The sequence below is a fragment of the Sporocytophaga myxococcoides genome, from assembly GCF_000775915.1.
Lineage (GTDB): Bacteria > Bacteroidota > Bacteroidia > Cytophagales > Cytophagaceae > Sporocytophaga > Sporocytophaga myxococcoides_A.
Window position 1 is genome coordinate 303,552 of the sequence record NZ_BBLT01000003.1, and the last position, 18,647, is coordinate 322,198.

Consider the following 18,647-nt stretch of genomic DNA (forward strand, 5'->3'; position numbering starts at 1 on the left):
TTTTAAATATCTTAAAGAGTAACACTTAAAGAAATTAATACCCTATTGCATTAATGGCTGACTTACTTAAAAATATTTATAATAAAGCATTCTTTGACCAGTTCTGTGATATTACAGGCACAGTCATTAAAGATTTTGACAAAAAAGATTTTCTTAAAAAAATCTATGACAAAGAATGGGAACAAAGAGAGTTAAAGCAACGGATGAAGCACATTGCTTCTGTATTAAAAGAGTTCCTTCCTGCAAACTATGATAAATGCATTGCGGCTGCATGTAAGCTGATTGCAGAGTTAAAGAAGAAAAATATAAAACAATCTAGTGTAGAACTGATGTTCTTCCCTGAAATCATTGAGCAATATGGCATTGATCATCTTGAGGTTTCCGTTAAAGGCATGGAGTTCATTACTCAGATCACCAGTTGTGAATTTGCAATACGACCTTTCATAATAAAGTATCCTAAGGAAATGATGAAAACAATGCTTGATTGGTCAAGGCATGAGAGTCATCATGTAAGAAGATTAGCCAGCGAAGGCTGCAGGCCTCGATTGCCTTGGGCAATGGCTATTCCTGCATTGAAGAAAAATCCATCTCCGATTTTTCCTATTCTTGAAAATTTAAAAAAAGATTCTTCTGATTTTGTCAGGAGAAGTGTTGCAAACAACCTGAACGATATAGCTAAAGACCATCCTGAAAAGGTATTGGAGATCGCTTTGAGATGGAAGGGTAAGTGCGATGAGACAGATTGGATCATTAAGCATGGTAGCCGGACTTTATTAAAGAAAGCAAATCCTGATGCCTTGTCACTTTTCGGGCTGATTTCTGCCAAAACAATTGCAGTAAAGAATTTTAAAATAGATAATTGCGATATTGCTCTTAACGATGATTTATGTTTTTCTTTTGAGTTAATTCATAAAGAAAAAGAACCGCTAAAGCTCCGCATAGAGTATTGTATTTACTACATGAAAGCAAACGGTAAGCAGAATAAAAAGATATTTAAGATTACTGAAAATATGTACGCTTCAGATGTAAAGCACGCTTTCAAGCGCAAGCAATCCTTTCGGGACCTTACTACAAGAAAGCATTATCGGGGAGAACATAAGCTTTCATTAGTGATCAACGGAAAGGAGATGGTCTCAAAAGATTTTTATTTAAGCAAATAAAGTATGGGAGATATACTAAAAATAGACGGGAATCTGGAAGGAGGAGAATCTCTCTCAAAAGAGCAAAATTCCTTTAACAAAAAGGTAAAAGAAATAAAAAGTCTTAAGAAGGAGCTGGAAGAGCTATCTGCAGCTCTTGAAATTGCTCAGCTAGAATTTAAGAAGAAGGTAATCCCACTGCAGAATGACTTTATCGGTCTTACAAAAGAACGTCTTCGTATTTTAGCCGATTACTATTGGAACAAAAAGCTGTCAAAAGCTTTGAAAAGGGATTTGCTTGAGGTTTTAATTACTGAGTGCCAAAGCTTGATTGCATATGGTGACAGTGATGAGGAGGTCAGGAAGTGGCTTGATGAGTTTGAGATTCAAATGAATGCGGGTTACACAAAGGAAGAACGAAAGGCTGAAGCAGAGTTTGATGAAGCCTTTAATAATTTTTTTGATGGTTTTCTGGGAGATGAAGAAGGAAATGGTTTTGTAGACGAAGGGAGTTATCAAAATGCAGGACAAAAGAAAAAAGCAGCAAAACAAGCAGCTAAAGAAGAAGTTCGGAAACGTTCTATCAAGGAGATTTACAGGGGCTTAATAAAGGTATTCCATCCGGATAAAGAGATGGATGAAGGTGCAAAGATGGAGAAAGAAGAGATTAGCAAAGAGATTACCAAGGCGTATAAGAAAAACGATCTCCTTGCCTTGCTGGAATTTGAAACAAGCCTTTTGATTTCTGATAAAGCAAGGATAAGAGAAATAGCGGATGATAAGCTGAAAGTATACAATGAGGTGCTCACAGAACAAAAGAAAGACCTTGAACACAATCTCCATCTGCTAAAGATAAAAAATGAAGTTGTCTACAGGGGAATGTGCATGAAGAATTCCAATAAGCAAAAGTTTTTGAGAAAGGTGACTAATGAACTTAGTGAAAGAAATGATGCCCTTGTTCATCAGATGTTTGTGTTGCAAAATGACAAAAATTATCTGAAATATTTTATTGCCTCGTATCTTGGAGGGTATGATGAGTTTATGGATTAGATTAAATTTCCAAGCAGGCTCAAATGTTTGATATACTTAAATAACCATTAAATAGAAGTTTAGAGGTATCGATAAAAATATTTTTTTATTTCAGTTCCCACTTAGCTTTATAGGTCATTATCTGTATTTGATAGTTTAAAAGTTGTTGAAGTGCCTTAATATTAATGTTTCATCTGACAATAGAACATTGATTTGGTCAATTATTGGATCTATTCCACTAGCACTTTTATAAATGGGCTTTTAAGTGGTGCAAAAACCTTATGTTGTTCGGGAAGGTTTAATAAGAAAAAGACAAATAGCCATGATAAAGACATCATTTATAACTAACCTGGGCAACAGCATAAATCAGTTTGATTTTGAGCTTTCTCTGAAAAGTTTTATTTCTAAGCACGAATTCTTCAACGGAAGAAAAATTGATAAATCCAAAATTAACATCATCAGTGTTTTCCCTATTTCAAACGCTGAAAGTACTTTCTACAAAGTAATGTGGGAGTTGAATGTATGATATAGGTATTTGTGTAATATATAAATACTGCAACATTGATAAATACATCAACCCTTAATTACTTCTATTAGTACATTGGTTAAATGAAAGAAACGGTCACTTGTAGGATTGTTTGCATCATAGAGTGAGTCCTCCCTGTTAATGTCATCATTGTCTACTGCCGCATAGGGTACATCTTCGAGATTTTCCTGTTTGAATTTTAATTGGGAATGACGAACTGATTTCCTACTATTTTCATAATGTGATCATATTATGTTATGATGCATTGATAAGATGGTGAGGGTAAAATCGTACAAATTTTATTCTTTATGTTATAAATCATCCCAGCCCATGTGTTGGGATTTTTATTTTAATGGTAAAATGATATTCTCTTAAAGAATTTTGAATTGGACTCACATGCCTCAATACTTTTTTCCTCTATAGTATATACTGCTCTATCTTTTTGTATTGCAAGGATTTTAATTTTTACCTAAATGAGTCTTATGCGCCAAAGGCATTTGTTTAACTTTCTGATATATAGTGTTTTGTCTTGCAATTTTACTCAGATATCAGCAACTTTGAAGAGTTGAGGCACTTAATGAGTGCTTTTTGTCTCCAAATTCAGATGATTAGAAAAGAAAAATGGATCAGCCTAATCACTTAAGATTATTTACTGCAAGCAGAATAGCATTAGTTGCGACCGCAATGACTTTTGCCATTCGTGCAAACCTCATAGGAAAGCTTGGGGCAGAGTTTGCCATATCATCAGAAAACATGGGCATAGTTGTAGGAACTGCTTTTTGGGGTTTCACACTATCCATTTTTATTGGCGGTCCCCTTTGTGATATTCTGGGAATGCGCAGGTTGATCTACTGTGCTTTTATTGGCCATATCTCAGGAGTTTTACTTACTATATTTTCAACTGGTTTTATTTCATTATTTATATCAACTCTGCTAATAGGCATTGCAAACGGGCTTGTAGAAGCAGCATGTAATCCTTTGATTGCAACTTTGTATAAAGATGAAAAAACTAAAAGATTGAATCAGTTTCACCTTTGGTTTCCCGGAGGAATTGTTCTTGGTGGGCTCAGTGCATATTTTTTAGATCAATTGGGCCTCGGCTGGCAAATTCAACTTGCAGTTATTTTAATCCCGACTATTTGTTATGGTATACTCTTTTTAGATCAGGAGTTCCCTGCAACTGAGAGAAAATCATCCGGCATATCCATGAAAGAAATGGTGGCTGAATGTAAAACACCGCTTTTTATTTTTATGGTCTTTGGAATGTTTCTCACCGCAGCGACTGAGTTAGGCACAAACCAATGGGTAGCAGAATTACTAGGCAATGCTGGAATACCTTCTATTCTCCTTTTGGTTTTGATTAATGGATTAATGGCTTTAGGACGGGCATTTGCCGGACCAGTGGAAAAACTGCTTTCTCCGGCAGGTATATTGCTGGCATCTGCAGTGCTATCTTCAGCCGGTTTATATCTGTTAAGTCAGTCTTCAGGTTATATGCTTTTTGTTTCTGCTATTGTATTTGCATCTGGTATATGTTATTTCTGGCCAACCATGCTGGGATTTGTTTCAGAATATTTACCACGTACAGGTGAGCTTGGCCTTTCTATTATGGGCGGCGCAGGTATGTTGTCTGTAGCTTTTATTCTTCCATATATGGGTGCATTTTATGATATTCAGACGCTTGCAAATCTACCTGATGGAGCTAACCTGGCTGAATTAAAAGAATTTTCGAACGATACTCCCGAATTTCTCATGCTGGCTAAGGCCAGACTTATAGCAGGAGCAACAACATTAAAATACATTTCACTTTTACCATTCTTCCTGATCTTTGCTTTTGGATGGCTCTTTCAGTTTATGAAAAAGAAGGCATCATCCTATACATTATACCAAAAGGATTAAGAAGATTGATATAGTCTCCAGATTCAATGATGACAAAAGACAGACGTACTTTTATAAAAGAAGCAGGAGTTTTGGCAGGAGGGATTACATTACTTTCTTCCTTTCCTTCAGCTTTATTTGCAGCAGATAAATTCGATTTTAAAATCTCCCTGGCTCAGTGGTCCCTTCACAAAGCCATGTTTTCAGGAAAACTCACAACGCTTGATTTTGCTTCAGTCGCAAAAAAAGAGTTCGGACTGGATGCGGTTGAATATGTGAATCAGTTCTTTGCAGATAAAGCAAAAGATCAGGAATATCTAAAGAGTTTAAAACAAAGGGCGAAAGACAATGGAGTAAAAAGTTTACTTATAATGGTAGATAATGAAGGTTCTTTATCTTCAAAAGTAGACACTGAAAGAAAGACTGCAGTTGAGAATCATTATAAATGGATTGAAGCAGCAAAGTTTCTGGGATGTCATTCTATTCGAGTTAACCTGCACGGTGCAGGTTCTGATGAAGAATGGAAAGCTGCTTCTATTGATGGATTAGGCACACTTGCTGAATTTGGGGCAAAATATAAGATGAATGTCATCGTAGAAAACCACGGTCAGCATTCTTCAAATGGGGCTTTACTGGCTGAAGTAATAAAACAAATCAACAATCCTTTTTGCGGGACCTTGCCTGACTTCGGGAATTTTTGTATGAGAAGAGAAAAGGGCGACCTTTGGGAATCTCCATGTGTAGATTGGTATGATAGATACAAGGGGGTCAAAGAGATGTTACCTTATGCAAAGGGTGTCAGCGCTAAAGCTTTCAATTTTGATTCAAAAGGGAATGAACCGGATATTGATTATAAAAAGATGCTTGAACTTATCAAGTCCTCTGGTTATAAAGGCTACATAGGTATTGAATATGAAGGAGAAAAACTTGATGAATATACTGGCATAAAAACTACTAAGAAGTTGCTGGAGAGAGTGAGAGCAGAGCTGGGATAAGTTATAAGTGGTAAGTTTCAGATATTAAGTTCAAAGCTTGAAGCTCCAAGTGTAAATTGATCCTAATACTAATTGTAGACTGTTCCCTTTTTCCCTCAGGAGAGGGGACGAGGTCTTGTGAGTTTTAATTAAGTCATTTCATGATGAAAAGAAAAGTAAGAATGGGGATGGTTGGTGGAGGGCAGGATGCATTTATTGGGACAGTCCATCGAATGGCAGCAGCTTTGGATGGGGAAATTGAGTTAGTCTGCGGGGCATTTAGCAGTAGTGAAAGTAAATCAAAAGCTTCCGGTGCTGCGCTGTATTTATCTCCTGACAGAGTTTATGTTTCTTTTGAAGAAATGATTAATAAAGAAAGGGCTTTGCCGAAAGATGTTCGTATGGATTTTGTCTCCATTGTAACACCGAATTATCTCCATGCTAAACCTGCGATCCTGGCTCTCGAAAATGGCTTTCATGTCTTATGTGAAAAACCTCTATCGCTTTCTTCTTCTGAGGCTGAAGCGCTTCGTGATAAAGTTAAACATTCTGGTTTGTTATTTGGGCTAATGCATAATTATACTGGGTATCCAATGGTAAAGGAAGCCAGGTCGATTGTTAATAGTGGAAGGATCGGTCCAGTTAGAAAGGTAATTGCTGAATATATGCAAGGTTGGCTTGCGGCAAGGATTGAAGAATCAGGTCAGAAGCAAGCAGACTGGAGAACAGACCCTGATAAAGCAGGAATAAGTTGCTGTGTCGGAGATATTGGTACGCATGCCGAAAACCTCGCCGAATATATTACTGGGTTAAAGATCTCTGAGCTGAGTGCTGATGTATCCACTTTTGTAAAAGGAAGAAAGCTTGATGACGATGCAAGTGTTTTGCTAAGATTTGAAAATGGTGCCAAAGGAGTTTTATTTTCAAGTCAAATCGCTATAGGTGAAGAAAATGAATTGAAGATTAGAATTTATGGTGAAATGGGTAGTTTGGAATGGCTGCAGTCAGAACCTAATAGTCTATTAGTTAAGATGAATGGAGCGCCTGTTCAAGTATATAGGACCGGAGTGGATAAGAGCTATCTTTCAAAAGCGGCACTAAGAGAAACGAGACTTCCGGGAGGTCATCCGGAAGGATACATTGAATCCCTTGCAAATATCTATAGGGAGTTTTCAAGAGCAATTCAAGGATCGCAAGAGGGAAGGAAAGATGAGTTTGATTTTCCGGATATTGAAGACGGAGTCCGGGGGATGCGCTTTATTGAAGCTGTTATTGAATCAGGACGTAAAAATGCCCAGTGGGTAAAATTATAGAATAAAAGATGAGAACAATTAAGGGGCCTGGGATCTTTCTTGCCCAGTTTATGGATGACGCTGCTCCTTTTAATTCATTGGAGAATTGTTGCAAATGGGCGACAAAATTAGGTTTTAAAGGAGTACAGATTCCGACATGGGATACTAGATGCATGGACCTTAAAAAAGCAGCAGAAAGTAAAACCTATGCTGATGAATTAAAAGGCATAGTTAAAGCTGCTGGTTTAGAAATAACAGAACTGTCTACACACCTACAAGGCCAGCTCGTTGCAGTAAATCCTGCTCTCAGCGATCAGTTTGATGGTTTTGCTCCAGTAGAATTTAAAGGGAACTATCAAGCAAGAACTGAATGGGCAATTCAGCAATTAAAATATGCAGCAAAGGCGAGTCGAAACTTAGGATTGAATGCTCATGCTACATTTTCTGGAGCACTTATGTGGCATACTGTTTATCCATGGCCGCAGAGAAAACCAAACCAGGTCGAAGAGACATTCAAAGAACTCGCGAAAAGGTGGAATCCTATATTGGATGCCTTTGAAGAAGCAGGTGTTGATCTTTGTTATGAAATACATCCTGGTGAGGACTTGCATGATGGTATTACTTTTGAGAAATTTTTAAAGGCTACAGGAAATCATAAAAGAGTAAATATTCTGTATGACCCAAGTCACTTGTTGTTACAGCAGATCAATTATCTTGATTATATTGATATTTATCATGAATATATCAAAATGTTTCATGTGAAAGATGCGGAGTTCAATCCTACAGGAAGATCAGGTGTTTATGGTGGATATCAGGAATGGATAAACAGACCAGGAAGGTTCAGGTCCCTGGGAGATGGACAAGTAAATTTCAAATCAATATTTAGCAAACTTGCTCAATATGATTTTTCGGGATGGGCAGTTCTTGAATGGGAATGTTGCCTTAAAAACCAATTGGATGGAGCGAAAGAAGGGGCTGAGTTCATTAGTAAAAATATTATAAAAGTAAGTGAGCGTAGTTTTGATGACTTCGCGAAATAAGCTTAAAGTATAAAGTAGAAAGTAAAAAGTAATAGGCTCTGTAGTAATTTCAGAACTTGTCCTTTCTGCTTTATGAGGAGGGTTTGAGAAGTGGGCTTTTGAGTTATAATTACTAGTTAATGATTTTATGAAAAAGAAATTTCTTTTTGTCGGATTTTGTATCCTCATTATGGCTTCTGCTTTTGTGCTGAAGAATCAGGAAGAAAAGGTTGAAAGCTTTCTGGAGATTTATGATCTGGAAACAAGAAAGAGGAGCGTGGTCTATAAATCAGATGAACATTTTGAAGCGCCCAATTGGTCAAGAGATGGGAAGTTTTTAGTTTACAACAGCAAGGGTAGAATATATAAATTTAATTTCGATGGCAAACCTGAATTAATCAATACCGGCTTTGCCACAAACTGTAACAATGACCATGGCATTTCCCCGGATAATTCTCAATTGGTGATAAGTCATCACGAAAGCAAAACAGGGAATTCTATCATTTATACTTGTCCTATAGCCGGAGGACATCCTGTAGCTGTTACTCCTGTTGGTCCTTCATACTGGCATGGTTGGTCTCCAGACGGGAAGACCTTGGCTTATTGTGCCGAGAGGAATGGTGAATTTGATATCTATTCTATTCCTGTAAATGGAGGAAAAGAAACCCGTCTTACTATTGCAACGGGCCTTGATGATGGTCCAGATTATTCTTATGATGGGAAATACATCTATTTTAATTCTGTGAGAACTGGCAGAATGAAAATATGGAGAATGAAGCCTGATGGCAGCGAGCAAACTCAAATGACATTCGATGATTATAACGACTGGTTTCCCCACCCTTCTCCTGATGGAAAGTGGTTAGTCTTTGTTTCATACGATAAAAATGTAGATGGGCATCCTGCCAATAAATATGTTCGTTTGAGGCTAATGCCTCTTTCCGGCGGTAAACCTGAAGTGTTGACAAAGTTGTTTGGTGGTCAAGGCACTATCAATGTTCCTTCATGGTCACCTGATAGCAAAAGGTTTGCTTTTGTGAGCTACAAGCTGATGAATAAATAAAATCTTTTCTAAATATTAAAATAAAACAATTAAAGAAAGTTAACGATGCAATACAGAACATTTGGACGTACCGGCTGGAAGATCAGTGAAATCGGTTATGGTATGTGGGGACTTGCTGGCTGGACTGGCAATGATGATAAGGAAACTTTAAGCTCACTTGATTATGCTGTAGAAGCAGGTTGTAATTTTTTTGATACTGCCTGGGGGTATGGAGAAGGGGCTAGTGAAAGAATCCTTGGAGATTTGCTGAAAAGAAATTCTTCTAAAAAGCTTTACGTTGCTACAAAGATTCCGCCTAAAAATTTTAAATGGCCTTCTAAAAGCCATTACAAATTAGAGGAATGTTTCCCAGCCGAGCATATTATCAAATACACTGAGATGAGTTTGAAAAACCTTGGTGTGGAAAGGATAGATCTTCAGCAATTCCATGTTTGGGAGGATTCATGGGCTCAGCAGGAAGAATGGCAGAAGGCTGTTGAACAGTTAAAAAGACAAGGAAAAATAGCAGCGATGGGTATAAGTGTTAACAGATGGGAACCTGCAAATTGCATTAACACTATTAAAACAGGTTTAATAGATGGGATACAGGTAATTTATAATATTTTTGATCAGAACCCCGAAGATGAGTTATTTCCTGTATGTAAGGAGAACAATGTAGGTGTTATTGCCCGTGTCCCATTTGACGAAGGCACACTTACCGGATTACTTACAAAGGAAACCAAGTTTCCAGAAGGAGACTGGAGAGCAACTTATTTCGTTCCAGAAAATCTTAATTCAAGTGTTGAGCATGCTGATAAATTAAAGCCCCTGGTTCCTTCTGATATGACTATGCCTGAAATGGCACTCAGGTTTATTCTTAGCAATAAAGAAGTAGCCACTACCATCCCTGGTATGCGTAAGCTCCATCATGCTAAAAGTAATCTTGCTGTCAGTGACGGGAAAGGCCTTTCAGAGGAGTTGCTGGAAAAGTTAAAGCAACATCGCTGGGACAGAGTGCCGACTTCATGGTCTCAGTAATTCTGCATTGAAAGTAAAACCAAACTTTTATAACACGACTGTATGTTTCCAAATAAAAAATTCATTAGGCAATTCTGTTGTCTATTTCTTTCTTTAGTTACTTCTTTTGCATCGTTTGGCCAAAAAGGAGACAAAAGCAAAATTGTATCAGAGCTTATTTCAAAGATGACTTTGGAGGAAAAGGTTGGTCAGATGACTAACCTTACACTTTCTGCCATTACTGATCCTTCTGATAATCCGCTTAAGGTTGATCCGGTAAAGCTCAGGGATGTTATAGTAAAGCATCATGTGGGTTCTATTCAGAATGTAGTAAAGCATGCTTACAGTCTAGAAGAATGGCATAAGTTGATTAACGAAATACAGAAAGTATCTTTAACTGAAACAAGACTTAAGATTCCTTTCTTATATTGTATTGATGCCGTACATGGAACAAACTTTACTCTTAATTCTACATTGTTCCCACACAATCTTGGTCTTGCAGCTACCAGAAATCCTGAGCTTGTAAAGTTATGTGCGGAGATTACAGCAAAGGAAGTAAGGGCTTCGGGCATCAGATATAATTTCTCTCCTGTCCTTGATGTAGGCAGACAACCCTTGTGGCCCCGGTTCCCTGAAACATTTGGGGAGGATGTGCTTATATCAACAATAATGGGTGTGGCTTCTATAAAAGGTTATGAAGGAAAGAGCCTTAACGATTTTGCCAGTGTCGCATCCTGCATGAAGCATTTTGTTGGGTACTCTGTTCCAGCTAATGGTAAAGACAGGGCAGCTGCATATATACCGGAAATTAATCTGAGAGAGTATTTTCTTCCACCTTTCAAAGCTGCTGTTGATGCGGGTTCACATACGCTTATGGTAAACTCTGGTGAGGTCAATGGAACTCCTGTACATGCCAGCAGATATTTACTTACGGATGTGTTGAGAAATGAATTGAACTACAAAGGCATTATCATCACAGATTGGGAGGATATTAAAAAACTTACAGAACGTCACAGGGTAGCAGAGAATCATAAAGAGGCTGTTTATCTTTCTGTAAATGCAGGCATTGATATGTGTATTGTTCCTTTTGACTTCAGCTTTTATGAGGATTTGATAGCATTAGTGAAAGAAGGCAGGATAAAAGAAGAGCGCATTAATGAATCTGTAAAGAGAATCCTTGATCTGAAATTTGATCTGGGAATTTTTGAAAGACCATATGTAGAAAAGGAAGCAGTTAAAAATTTTGGTTTACCGGAGTATAAGCAAGCAGCTTTGGCTGCAGCAAGGGAATCAATTACTCTTCTAAAGAATGCTGATCAGGTGCTGCCATTGGAGAAGAATAAAAAGGTCCTGGTCGTTGGTCCTTATGCGAATTCACTGACAGCTTTGAACGGGGCCTGGTCTTACACATGGCAAGGGCGCAAACCTGAGTATTTCCCAAAGACTGATCTTACAATTCTTGAAGCCTTGAAAAGAAAGGTTGGAGAGACGAATATTGTCTACAAGAAGGATTTTAAAGAGATCCCTTCAGATGTTAAACCTGATTACATCATTGTCACTTTAGGTGAAGATGCATACGCAGAAACTCCAGGGAATACAAAGTCACTTGAACTTCCATCTGAGGACATTGAAGGAGTTCGTAATATTGTAAAGATGTATCCTACTATTCCGTTAGTATATATACTCACAGAAGGTAGACCAAGGCTTATCAGAGAAATAGAACCTCATGCAAAGGGAGTATTAATGGCTTACTGGCCAGGCTCACAAGGAGGTAATGCAGTAGCGGATGTATTGTACGGAGATTATAATCCTAGTGGCAAACTGCCCTTTACATATCCTCGGTATTCAGGAGAGCTTATGACTTATGATCACAAGTGGCTGGATGAAGCAGTAGAGATTGTAGAACCTGAATATAAATATTTTTACGAATTTGATCCTCAGTATCCTTTTGGATTCGGATTGAGCTATACAAGCTTTGAGTTGAGTAATCTTAAGTTAAGCAATGATCAGCTTACAGGAGATTCTAAAATCAAGGTATCAGTGGATGTTAAGAACACCGGGAGGAAAAGTGGTCAAGAAACGGTAGAGTTGTATTCAAGAGATCATTTTGCTTCGGTTACACCTTCTGTAAAGCGTTTGAGAGGTTTTAAAAAGGTTGAATTGAAGCCGGGAGAAACAAAGACTGTTGAATATGAAATTTCCGCAAGTGATCTGGCTTTTGTAGGAGAAGACATGAAATGGATCACTGAGCCAGGGGCTTTTGATATAATGGTTGGAGATTTAAAGGTTCTGCTAAATTATAGAAGACAATAAGTTTTTTCTTAAAGCTTTAATAAAGAGGCTTGTTCGACGTAATCAGGCCTCTTTATTATTAAAAAATATTCAAAATTGCGGCCTTCTCTCTTTTTTGTATTTTTGTTAAAACACTTTTTTATCAATATGAAATTTTTTACAACATTCTGTATATTCCTATGCCTTTCATTAAATGTACTTTTTGCACAGGACTATAATCCTTTGCGTAAGGGGTTAACTTATCAATATGCAACAGCTAATCGAGATACATTATTCACTCTGAGGCTTGATTCTGTATATGCGATTGGATCAGATTCTATATTCGAGTTGGATAAGAAGTATTTTGGATGTTTGAATGGAGAATGTTATTCAAATATTTTGGGCAGAAAAATAATTAAGTCTCCTTATAAGGTTTATTCATTTATTACATTGTCAAAAGATACATTAGTATTAAAGCTGAATGTACCACTAAACACACCCTGGACTTTTTCCAAAAGAAGGAATCTCGAAGCAATAATTCTTTCAAAAACTTATGAAAAAGTTTTTGATCTTATGGATTCTTTGATTACCATCAGATTGAGCGATGGAAAAGAAATTAAGATTACAAAATCTTTTGGTCTTTATAGTACCGAAACTCCCTTTGAATATAATGATTTAGCTGAAAGAAGTTTTTATTCAGTGAATTTCTTTTCTTATAAACTTGATGCTATAAAGGAATTGAATTTAGGTTCTTATTTTGCCACTCTGGAAAATATATACAATTTCGAAGTGGGTGATAGGTGGGGACAGCAGGAAGAAGATGCTTTATACCCAAGACCAATATTTTTACCAAGCGGTAACATTTATTATGAAGTTATTGGAAAAGAGTTAATTGAAGGGAGTTCATCTTATGATTACAAAATTCGGAGGGTTAGAAGGAATAAATTTTTTCGGGAAACCACGGTTGATACGCTATCTCTGGAGCAATACAGAAAGGAGACGATTGAATATTATATTGATATGTTTGACCTTCTTACATATGAAATTGGGTTTGATGATCCTTTTCAATATAGGGTTTATATTAAACATGATTCGCTGATAGTTCAATCCATTACAAATTTTGAGAGTAGTTATTACTATGTCTATTTCCCTGGAATTGGACTTACTTCGTATCATAATGCTGATTGGGGTGGTGGACTGAATCAGTATAAATTGACTACTGTCTGTTTCAATAAAGGAGATAAAGTTTTGGGGAATTGTGATGAGTTGCTGGCTATCATTTTGGACACTAAACCGGCGATAGTGAATTCTAAGATAGAGATCCTACCTAATCCGGCATCAGAGTATATCAATATAGAAAATGCTAAAGGGGCGGATTATGAGCTTATCAATTGTTATGGTTCAGTAATTCTTAATGGAATAATTAAAACTGATCAGGAGGTAATTCCTGTTAATTCTCTTGAAGATGGTCTTTATTATTTAAAATTGGAAAGCCCTGAATCTTCTGTTGTTAAGAAATTAGTTATAAGTCATTAAGTTTATCAGTAAGATTCATAGAATATTCTTTATTGTACTTAGCCCTGTATTGTATTGGCGACATTCCTGTATATTTTTTAAATATCATTCTGAAAGCTTTAGGGTCTGAATAACCTACGCCATACATAACTTCATTTACATTGCTATGTGTTGTCTCCAGGGATTGTTTGGCGGCTTCTATTCTTACTCGTTGCACATATTCTATGATGGTATTGGAAGTGGCTTTTTTAAATCTGCGTTCAAGGTTTCTTCTGCCTAACGCAAATTTTAGTGCAATCTGATCTACTGTAAACTTTTCTGCCGGATTACTTTCTATCAATTCCTGGGCTTTTTTAATAATTATGTCTTCATGATCTTTTTGCCCATTAAATATTGTAAATGGTGATTGGCTTCGACGTTCAATATCGATCTGAAATGCTCTTGCCATGAATATAGCAATGTCTCTTCCTGCATATTTTTCAATCAGATAAAGTATGAGGTTTAAGTAGGAGAATGCTCCACCACTTGAGTATATCCCGTTTTCATCCGTAATGATTTTATCTTCTACCAGACGTACATCCGGAAACATCTTTTTAAATTCATTTGCAGAAAGCCAATGTGTCGCGCAACTTTTTCCTTTTAATAGTCCTGTTGATGCCAGTAAAAAAGCACCTAGACAAAGGCTTGCTACTTCCGCACCTTTAAAATAGTGATCTTTTATCCATGGATAATAATCTCTGTTTAAATCAATGATTGATTTTAGATCTCCATCAATGGCAGGGATGATGATAAGATCTGTATTATCAATATCGAAGATCAATTTGTCAGGATAGATTTTATATAGATTATTAGCGATAGAGACTTCTTTGCTTAGGGCAGTAAGTTTTATTTCAAATATCGGCTCCTTTCCAAGGCGGATAAGGTGTTTATTTACTTCTGTAAAAACCTGACGAGGCCCTTCAATGCTGCCCAAAACAGCTCCTATTGGTACCAGAATGGAAATCTTTTTCATTCCATAAATGTACAAGGTTCATTTGTCGCGATCTACCCCTTAAATAGTCGCATTTTCAGGAGATTAAATTAAAATAATGGTCTTTAATTGGTACTCTCTTAGGAATAATTGTCTGGTTGTTTGTTATGATTATTTTAAACATGTATCCTCCTTTCTTCTTAATAGGCAGAATGATTTCTAAATAAGCTTTATATATATTTTCAAAACATAAATTTTAAATAAGATGAGTGTAGTAAACAGAATTGTACCTTGCTTATGGTTTGATGATCAGGCTGAAGCAGCCGCCAGGTTTTATACTTCTATTTTTAAGAATTCAAAAATTACGGATATCTCCTACTATGGTGAAGCAGGTTATGAGTTTCATAAGAAAGAGGCCGGTTCAGTTATGGTTGTTTCTTTTGAAATCGAAGGGCAGAGATACGATGCCCTAAATGGCGGCCCCCTGTTTAAGTTTTCAGAAGCAGTTTCTCTGCAGGTGATGTGTGATTCTCAGGAGGAGATAGATTATTATTGGGAAAAGCTGACAAAGGATGGTGAAGAGGGACCATGTGGATGGCTAAAGGATAAGTTTGGCTTATCCTGGCAGGTTGTACCAAAGGTTTTGGAAAAGATGTTAACAGATCCTGATATAAGCAAAAGGGAAAGGGTAATGAATGCCTATCTGCAAATGAAGAAGTATGATATAAGTTTGCTGGAGAAAGCATTTGAAGGGGTTTAATATCAATTTATGCTTAATAAAAGAGAATTGTAGATCTTTGCTTTTGAAATTCTCTATTTTGTTGAATTAACAACTCTGTTAATTATGGAAGCCTTTTTTTGAACAAAATGCTCTTTCAGAAAGCTATCAAAAGTTAAACTTATAGACTTATTTGATAATAGAACCGGACCACAATAATGTTGTGGTTCTTTTTTAAATCAAGAAGTCACCGGACGAAGGGCATGGGAAGTAGTACTTAAGCAGGTTTTTAAATTTTGGAGTTGATGTTTTCTGAATGATTGTTCCTTTAATTATGAAATTATATAGTATCTTAGAATTCGGTTGTGGTATTGAATGGGGTACCTTCCTGAAGAATAGATGAATATCCTGGAAAAAATTTCGCTATTGTCTGATACCAAGAGATGGTGGTTGACTATTGCATTTACATTGATTGTAAATTGTGGGTTATATGTCCTGCTGATTTATTTTGGTCATATTTTTGGATTTGCGGTCTTTGGCATAGTGCCCCTATTTACAGGTTTAATGGCTACATGGCTCTATGGCTTTTCAAGGAATGTTTCCAGGCTTACTTCCATAGGAATTTCTTTTACAACACTTATTTTTTTGATTTGCCTGCTTGTTCTGGCAGGAGCATTGACTACCCAGTATTTGCTTTTTATGGTTTTGGTTTCTTTTAATCTTTGTTGGATTGGCAGTATCATAGGTAGAATGTTGGTTACAAAGAATTAGGTAAAATTCCGATTTCTTTCAAACATTTTCTAGACTTTTAAGTTGTCTTGTTTCAACAAAAAAATGGCACAAAATGATGAAACAATCTCACTTAAAATTACTTTTTATCTTTTCTCTTGTATTGCTTTTTTCCTGTGAAACTAAGAAACAAGAATCCGGAACTTCTGACACGACAGCAACAGCTACAGGTGGCAATGCAGTCTCTCAAGAAGGAGAAGCTGTTTATAAAGTGGATACTGCAAATAGCAGCATAAAATGGACAGGTAAAAAAGTTACCGGTAAACATAACGGCTCGATCAAAATTCAAAGCGGTGAATTAAAGGTTGTTAATAATGTAATCACCGGTGGAACAATTACAATTGATATGAAATCAATTAAGAACGAAGATTTAACAGATAAAGAGAGCAATCAAAAGCTTATCGGACATTTAAAATCTCCTGATTTCTTTGATGTAGAAAAACATCCGACTGCTACCTTTGAAATCCAAAGATTAGACGCTGGTAAAGCGGAGAAAGAAGAGGTAGTTACCGGAAAGCTGACTTTAAAAGGAAAAACTGATGAAATCAGTGTACCGGTTAAAATTAACCACCAAGGAAATGAGTTAACAGCAAAAGGAACTACAGTTATTGACAGAACTAAATGGGATATTCGTTACGGCTCCGGTAAATTTTTTGAAAACTTAGGAGATAAAGCAATTTATGATGAAGTAGATATTGAGTTTGACCTTAAAGCAACTAAATAGTTTTAAAGAAAATATTATTCCTTTATGAATCCTCTGGGAAAACCGGAGGATTTTTTTGTTCAGGGCATTTTTGAAAGTTCATAACATAAACCATTCCTGCTGGTTTGTTTTTCTTAATCATTGATAATCTTTATTAATTTACGCTATGAGAATGAACTTTACTCAATTAAAGAAAGTGATTTTTGTATTTGCATCTGTTCTCCTTCCTACAGGGTGTTTGTATGCTCAGTTTTCTACTGCATTAGTTCAGGTAATTCATAATGCCGCAGATCCTCAGCTTCTTACAGTCGACGTCTATCTCAGTGACATATTATGGGCTGACAATGTTCAGTTCAGGCAGGCGAGTGAATTTGAAACTGTTATTGCCGATGTGCCCATTAAAATTGATATCGCTCCTGCAAACAGTACAAGCTCTGCCGATGCTATTTATAGTACTACAGTTACTCTGGCTCCCGGTACAAAAAATATCATTATGGCAACTGGTGTAGTAGGAACCGGGTTTGCGCCAAACCCTGAAAATAAAGACATTGCTTTTACTCTAAAGGTCTTTAATGCCGCCAAAGACATAGCTACCGATCCTTCTACTGTGGAAGTTAACTTCTGGCATGGCAGCACAGATACTCCTGTATTGAATGTTGTAACGGGAGATGGTGACACCTTAGTGAAATCCATTGGATATAACCTTAATGCAAATTATGATGTCCTCAGCCCTGGCAGTTATAATATATATCTTACCAGCACTTATAATAAAGAAGATACTTTAGGTGCATTTTCTGCAGACCTAAGTGGCTATGCAGGACAAGCAATTATGATATTTGCAAGCGGCTTTCTGAATCCTTTGCAAAACAATGATGGGCCAGCATTAGCTTTATATGCTGCTTTGCCTGACGGAGAAGTTGTTGCTCTTAATAATATTATCGCTGGTGTTAAAGCTTCTGGTTCGTCTTTCCAGAAACTTTTGGCTTATCCTGTACCATCAACTGATCAGCTTACTCTGGAAATAGAAAATGATACTCCAGGAATGGCTGAAATTGAGTTGGTAAATATGTATGGAAATGTTGTAAATCCTTCTGTTGTTTATCTTTCTTCTGGAAGGAATATTGTAAATGTGAATTTAAGCAATGTTGCCAATGGTCAGTATTTTGTTAAGATAATTGGGAAAAACAGAATGGGGACCGCTCGCTGTGAAGTATTAAAATAATCAGAATTACGATTAAAGGAGCTTCTGGAAATTATTCAGAGGCTCCTTTATTTTTATAGTCTCATTTTTTGTGTCTTGCTCTTAGGCAGGTTGTTTTTTGTGTTTTATCTAAAAAAAGTTTTTTGTCGCTTTTCTCCTTACCCAATAGATCCATACTTTTTGATTGTATGTATAAAGGCCAGGTATAATGGGGTGTTAATTTTCCAACTTTAGTTTGATGTTTTAAGTCGTTATGATTCCATTATTATTTAATTTGTATGTATCTTTTTTGCAAATAGGTGTTAAATTTAGACTGTTTTAGTTTTTTTTTGTTAAAATTTTAATTTTCATGATAAATAATTGACTACGTTTATGAACGTAAGTAGTTTGCTCAATAGATATTCCTTATTTTGTTCATGAAAGTATTTTATGATTCTATTAATTGTTATTGTTCCTTAATTTATGTCAATATTTGTACTAGTATTATTTAAAAAAGTATAAATATGAATTATTATAGAATTTTTTAAAGTCATTTTGAAATACGTAAGTACTTTAATATAATTGTTT

General features: G+C 36.4%; 16 protein-coding genes. 15 read left to right on the top strand and 1 reads right to left on the bottom strand.

Going from position 1 to position 18,647, the window contains the following annotated elements:
- The first annotated feature begins 53 nt into the window (after nucleotides 1-53).
- The 11 genes from MYP_RS09140 (at nucleotide 54) to MYP_RS09190 (ending at nucleotide 13,720) form a co-directional block, all read left to right on the top strand.
- Entirely contained in the window at nucleotides 54-1,160 is a 1,107-nt protein-coding gene (locus MYP_RS09140; RefSeq protein WP_045461913.1) for a DNA alkylation repair protein, read from the top strand.
- Nucleotides 1,161-1,163: 3 nt separating this feature from the next.
- Entirely contained in the window at nucleotides 1,164-2,189 is a 1,026-nt protein-coding gene (locus MYP_RS09145) for a J domain-containing protein (RefSeq protein ID WP_045461916.1), read from the top strand.
- A 301-nt stretch (nucleotides 2,190-2,490) separates the two neighbouring features.
- Nucleotides 2,491-2,694 (top strand): hypothetical protein, encoded by a 204-nt coding sequence (locus MYP_RS09150; protein WP_156140445.1) that lies wholly within the window; start codon nucleotides 2,491-2,493, stop codon nucleotides 2,692-2,694.
- Between the two features lie 621 nt (nucleotides 2,695-3,315).
- Complete coding sequence (locus tag MYP_RS09155) at nucleotides 3,316-4,593, top strand: MFS transporter (RefSeq protein ID WP_045461921.1); 1,278 nt, start codon at nucleotides 3,316-3,318, stop codon at nucleotides 4,591-4,593.
- Nucleotides 4,594-4,619: 26 nt separating this feature from the next.
- Nucleotides 4,620-5,567 (top strand): sugar phosphate isomerase/epimerase family protein, encoded by a 948-nt coding sequence (locus tag MYP_RS09160; protein ID WP_370568869.1) that lies wholly within the window; start codon nucleotides 4,620-4,622, stop codon nucleotides 5,565-5,567.
- 143 nt (nucleotides 5,568-5,710) lie between these two features.
- The gene (locus tag MYP_RS09165; RefSeq protein WP_045462534.1) at nucleotides 5,711-6,859 is read left to right on the top strand and encodes a Gfo/Idh/MocA family protein; all 1,149 of its coding nucleotides are present in this window, start codon (nucleotides 5,711-5,713) and stop codon (nucleotides 6,857-6,859) included.
- Between the two features lie 8 nt (nucleotides 6,860-6,867).
- Nucleotides 6,868-7,878 (top strand): sugar phosphate isomerase/epimerase family protein, encoded by a 1,011-nt coding sequence (locus MYP_RS09170; RefSeq protein ID WP_045461925.1) that lies wholly within the window; start codon nucleotides 6,868-6,870, stop codon nucleotides 7,876-7,878.
- Between the two features lie 127 nt (nucleotides 7,879-8,005).
- Nucleotides 8,006-8,917 (top strand): TolB family protein, encoded by a 912-nt coding sequence (locus MYP_RS09175; RefSeq protein ID WP_045461926.1) that lies wholly within the window; start codon nucleotides 8,006-8,008, stop codon nucleotides 8,915-8,917.
- Nucleotides 8,918-8,962: 45 nt separating this feature from the next.
- Entirely contained in the window at nucleotides 8,963-9,934 is a 972-nt protein-coding gene (locus MYP_RS09180) for an aldo/keto reductase (protein ID WP_045461929.1), read from the top strand.
- Nucleotides 9,935-9,976: 42 nt separating this feature from the next.
- Nucleotides 9,977-12,226, top strand: a complete 2,250-nt coding sequence (locus MYP_RS09185) for a glycoside hydrolase family 3 N-terminal domain-containing protein (RefSeq protein WP_052430053.1) — start codon at nucleotides 9,977-9,979, stop codon at nucleotides 12,224-12,226.
- Nucleotides 12,227-12,352: 126 nt separating this feature from the next.
- Complete coding sequence (locus tag MYP_RS09190; protein WP_045461932.1) at nucleotides 12,353-13,720, top strand: T9SS type A sorting domain-containing protein; 1,368 nt, start codon at nucleotides 12,353-12,355, stop codon at nucleotides 13,718-13,720.
- Here the strand turns inward: MYP_RS09190 and MYP_RS09195 are convergent.
- Nucleotides 13,707-14,711 carry a GlxA family transcriptional regulator gene (locus MYP_RS09195; protein WP_045461935.1) on the bottom strand — a complete coding sequence of 335 codons (1,005 nt, stop codon included), beginning with the start codon at nucleotides 14,709-14,711 and terminating at the stop codon, nucleotides 13,707-13,709. The genes MYP_RS09190 and MYP_RS09195 overlap by 14 nt on opposite strands.
- A gap of 223 nt (nucleotides 14,712-14,934) precedes the next feature.
- On the opposite strand from MYP_RS09195, the gene MYP_RS09200 reads away from it, so the two are divergent.
- The 4 genes from MYP_RS09200 (at nucleotide 14,935) to MYP_RS09210 (ending at nucleotide 18,101) form a co-directional block, all read left to right on the top strand.
- Nucleotides 14,935-15,429, top strand: coding sequence for a VOC family protein (locus tag MYP_RS09200; protein ID WP_045461938.1), 495 nt, complete (start codon nucleotides 14,935-14,937; stop codon nucleotides 15,427-15,429).
- 357 nt (nucleotides 15,430-15,786) lie between these two features.
- Nucleotides 15,787-16,158: a hypothetical protein gene (locus MYP_RS26060; RefSeq protein WP_156140447.1), complete on the top strand. Its 372-nt coding sequence runs from the start codon at nucleotides 15,787-15,789 to the stop codon at nucleotides 16,156-16,158.
- Nucleotides 16,159-16,231: 73 nt separating this feature from the next.
- On the top strand, nucleotides 16,232-16,900 hold the full coding sequence (locus MYP_RS09205; RefSeq protein ID WP_052430054.1) for a YceI family protein: 669 nt from the start codon (nucleotides 16,232-16,234) through the stop codon (nucleotides 16,898-16,900).
- Nucleotides 16,901-17,045: 145 nt separating this feature from the next.
- On the top strand, nucleotides 17,046-18,101 hold the full coding sequence (locus MYP_RS09210; protein WP_081990456.1) for a T9SS type A sorting domain-containing protein: 1,056 nt from the start codon (nucleotides 17,046-17,048) through the stop codon (nucleotides 18,099-18,101).
- Nucleotides 18,102-18,647: the final 546 nt, after the last annotated feature.